The following is a 3,535-nucleotide window of genomic DNA, read 5'->3' on the forward strand; positions in this document are numbered from 1 at the left end:
CCCGCCACTCGGTCCCGCCTCCCGCTCGGCCAGCAGCACCGCGAGGTCGTCCTGCAGCCTGCCGTCCACATGGGCGCGCAGAGCCCCGGTGAGACGGTCGAGTGCGTCGTCCTGGCTGCCGCCCCGCAGCAGGTCCAGATGATCGTCCAGGGGGAAGAACCGCCCCCGGCCGTCCCGGACCTCGGTGAGACCGTCGGTGAACAGCAGCATCCGATCGCCGACCGCCCAGCTCGCCGTCGTGACGGAGAATCGCTCGGCCAGCCCGAGTGGCGGACTGGGCGACTTCAGTTCCAGCGTGGTGCACTCGTCCGCCGAGACCAGCCGCGGCGGGTGATGCCCGGCCGAGCACAGGCCCAGCCGACCGTCCGGGTGGATGTCGACGATGAGCGCCGTCACGAAGTCCTCGGGTTCGGCCTCCCGACCCACCGCGCGGGCGCAGGCGGCGGCCACCTGTTCCGGGTCGAGCCAGGTCACCGCCGCCTCGCGGAAGGCGCCGAGCACTATCGAGGCCAGCCGGACCGCCGGCAGGCCCTTGCCGCGGACATCACCGATGATCATCCGGATGCTCTGCGAGGTGGAGACGACCTCGTAGAGATCGCCACCCACCGACGGCTCCTGGGCGGCGGAGAGGTACCGAGCCGCGAAACCGGCCCCGTTGAGCCGGCTTGGGACCGCCGGTAGCAGTGCCTGCTGCGCGACCTCGGCAACCGCTTTGACCTGGTGCAGTTGTGAGCGTTGCCGCTCCCGGTGCGCGCAGATGTAGACGGCGATCACGGCCTGGAGGGCGACCAGCGTAGTCGCGGCGAGATGCGGACCGGTCCCGAACCAATGATCCCAGAACCCGGAGAGGAGTGCCGTGATCACTGTCAGCGATCCGACCGCGGCGGTGACTCGGGGTGGACTGGTCGCCGCGATGATCAGTGGCCCGAGACCGAAGTACCCGACCAGGATCAGGCCGGGCGTCGCGTCGAGGACGATGACCGTGACGAGGACGAGCGTTCCGGCGATGAGGGGACGGACATCCTCCACCCCGCGGAGCCTGCTGAGTCTGCCCAGTCCGCCGGGTCCGCCAGCGCCTGAACGACGTCTTCGCATGGGTCATTGTCCCGGCCGGATCGGGGTTCCGTAAGAGGCCCTCGCATTTCGGCTATTCGGTAACACCCCGCTACCCGTAAGGTCAGGTTGGTCCGTGGACCAGGTCGGCCTGTGGGCCAGGTCGGGTCGGGTGCCCGTCGGGTCAGATCGTCAGATCGCGTGGGCCGAGCGTTCTCCCGGCTGATGGAGGTGCCATCGCTCGCCGTCCTCCAGCTGCGCCGCGAGGGAGATCAGCAAGGTCTCGCTGTTCGCCGGCCCCATCAGCTGGGCGCCGACGGGCAGTCCCGCCGCGGTGCGTCCGGCCGGTACGTTGACGGCCGGCCAACCGAGGACGTTCCACGGCCAGGTGTAGGGGCACGCCGCCACGATCGCCTGGTCGGTGGCCCAGTTGCTCTCCCGGTTGAGCTCGCCCACCCGGGGCGGCGGCGTGGCGGTCGTCGGGGCGAGTATGACGTCGACCCGTCGGAAGATGCGGCCGATGTTGAGCCGGGCCAGTGGCTCCGCGGCGCGTGTCAGCGGGAGGAACGGGCGCAGCATCCGTCCGGTCCGCGCGTTGGCCATGGTCCGCGGGTCGAGCAGGGTGGGATCGGGCACCCGCCCGGCCCAGTCGCGGATGCCGTCCATGGACCGCGGCAGGAAGATCGTGCCAAGCAGGCCGTAGGGCGGCTCCACCGGCACGATGTCGTGCCCGCAGCCGGCCAGGATCTCGGCCAGCCGTTCCACGGCGGCCCGGACGGCCGGATCGAGGGCCACCGGCATCCCGCTGTACGGGTGGTGCAGGGAGAGCCCGATCCGCAAGCGGGAAGGGGGATGGCCGGCGGCGGTGAGGAACGGCTCGGCCGGCGCCGGCGGTCGATCCCGGTCGATGGGCAGGCTGCCGGACAGGATGTCGAGCAGCAGGGCCCCGTCGGCGACGGTCCTGGTGAGCGGGCCGTAGACAGTGAGCCCGTTGAACTGCTCGCGGACCGGGGCGCTCGAGATGCGCCCGCGCTGCGGTTTGATCCCGACCAGGTGGGTCCAGGCGGCGGGGATGCGCACGGAGCCCGCCCCGTCCGAACCGATCGCCGCCGGTACCAGCCCCGCGGCCACCGCGGCCGCCGCGCCTCCGGAGGAGCCGCCGGGAGAGTAGTCGAGATCCCACGGGTTACGGGTCACCCCGAACGCCCGGCCCTCGGTGAACGGCCACTGCCCGAACTCGGGGGTGTTGGTCTTGCCGATGATGATGGCACCGGCCGCCTTCAGCCGTCGCACCATCTCGCTGTCCCGGACCGCGGGGGAGAACTCCCCCATCGCGCCGAAGGCCGTGGGGGTACCGGTCAGGTCGGTGTCGTCCTTGATCGCAATGGGCACGCCGAGTAGTGGTCGCCATCCCGTCGCGCCCCACCAGCTGCCGCGGGCGTCCCGGCTGAGTCGGCCGGACCGGCTCCCGCGGGCGGCGAGTGCGACGTCCGCCGCCTCGGCCTCTGCGAGGGCAGCCTCGGCCCGTACCCAGCGGAAGGCGTTAACGGTGGTTTGGGTCGCCGCTATCCGGGCCAACGCGGCTTCGACGAGCTCGCGGGACGTCATCTCGCCGGAGGCGAGGCGTGCGGCCAGTGTGCGGATGCCTTCGAGTGGACCGTTCCGGTCGGCTGCGGAGGACATTGTGGGCACATCCGACATCAGCCACCCCCTGACGCTCATGGCTGCTGTCCGAACCGTAGCCGACGCCGGGTCGTCCGCACCGTCGATCGCCCGATACCTCCCATTATCACCTGCTGTGGGTGCATTGGGGAGAGATGATCTATGATCGATATATTGGTCGTTATGTGGCATTTGTGTGTTTATGGATAGTATTAGGTATCGGTGATGCGGCCCCGTGTCCCGTCAGGGCGCCCACATCGGGTTATCCGCATTGATTCCGGGTATGACAATGAGAAGTACGGCTAGTGAACATCCCGCCCGGTCGGGTTTCTCTGCGCGCCACGGGGATCCGCCGGTAGTCCTGATCGTAGATGCGGCCCGGCCAGTTGGTCCGCGGCGGTCCCGGTCGGACGGGCTGAGCGTGATGCCAGCTCAGCCGTTGACCAGCTCAGCCATCGATTCCAGGTCGGACCCGGTCCCCAGGTCAGACACCGAACACCTTCCAGGGAGGAACCGAACGATGCCAATGGACCCGAGTTCAGTGATGCCGGAGCCCGCACGGACCGCGCCGCTTCCTGCCGACGACACGACCACGGCTCCGTTCGCGCGCCCCCCGGTCCCGACCGGTACCGAGAGTGTAGATTCCGGCCCGGCACCCGGCCTAAACGGTCACGGTTCCCCGGCGCCGAGCCCCGACGTCATCGCCGCGACCACCGCCACCTCAAGTGTTAGTGGCCCGGGAAACGTCAGTGGCGCGGGAAACGTCAGTAGCTCGGGCCTGGCCGATGCGGACACGACCACCCCGGGCACCGGGGCCGAC

2 protein-coding genes are annotated in these 3,535 nt (G+C 70.1%); both read right to left on the reverse strand.

What is annotated here, in order from left to right; all coding sequences use genetic code 11:
• A partial coding sequence (locus ACY45C_RS15925; RefSeq protein WP_462188376.1) for a PP2C family protein-serine/threonine phosphatase occupies positions 1 to 1,095 on the reverse strand: 1,095 nt, incomplete at its 3' end.
• Between the two features lie 150 nt (positions 1,096 to 1,245).
• On the reverse strand, positions 1,246 to 2,754 hold the full coding sequence (locus tag ACY45C_RS15930) for an amidase (protein WP_462188377.1): 1,509 nt from the start codon (positions 2,752 to 2,754) through the stop codon (positions 1,246 to 1,248).
• Positions 2,755 to 3,535 lie beyond the last annotated feature (781 nt).

Source organism: Frankia sp. CcWB2 (genome assembly GCF_977927585.1).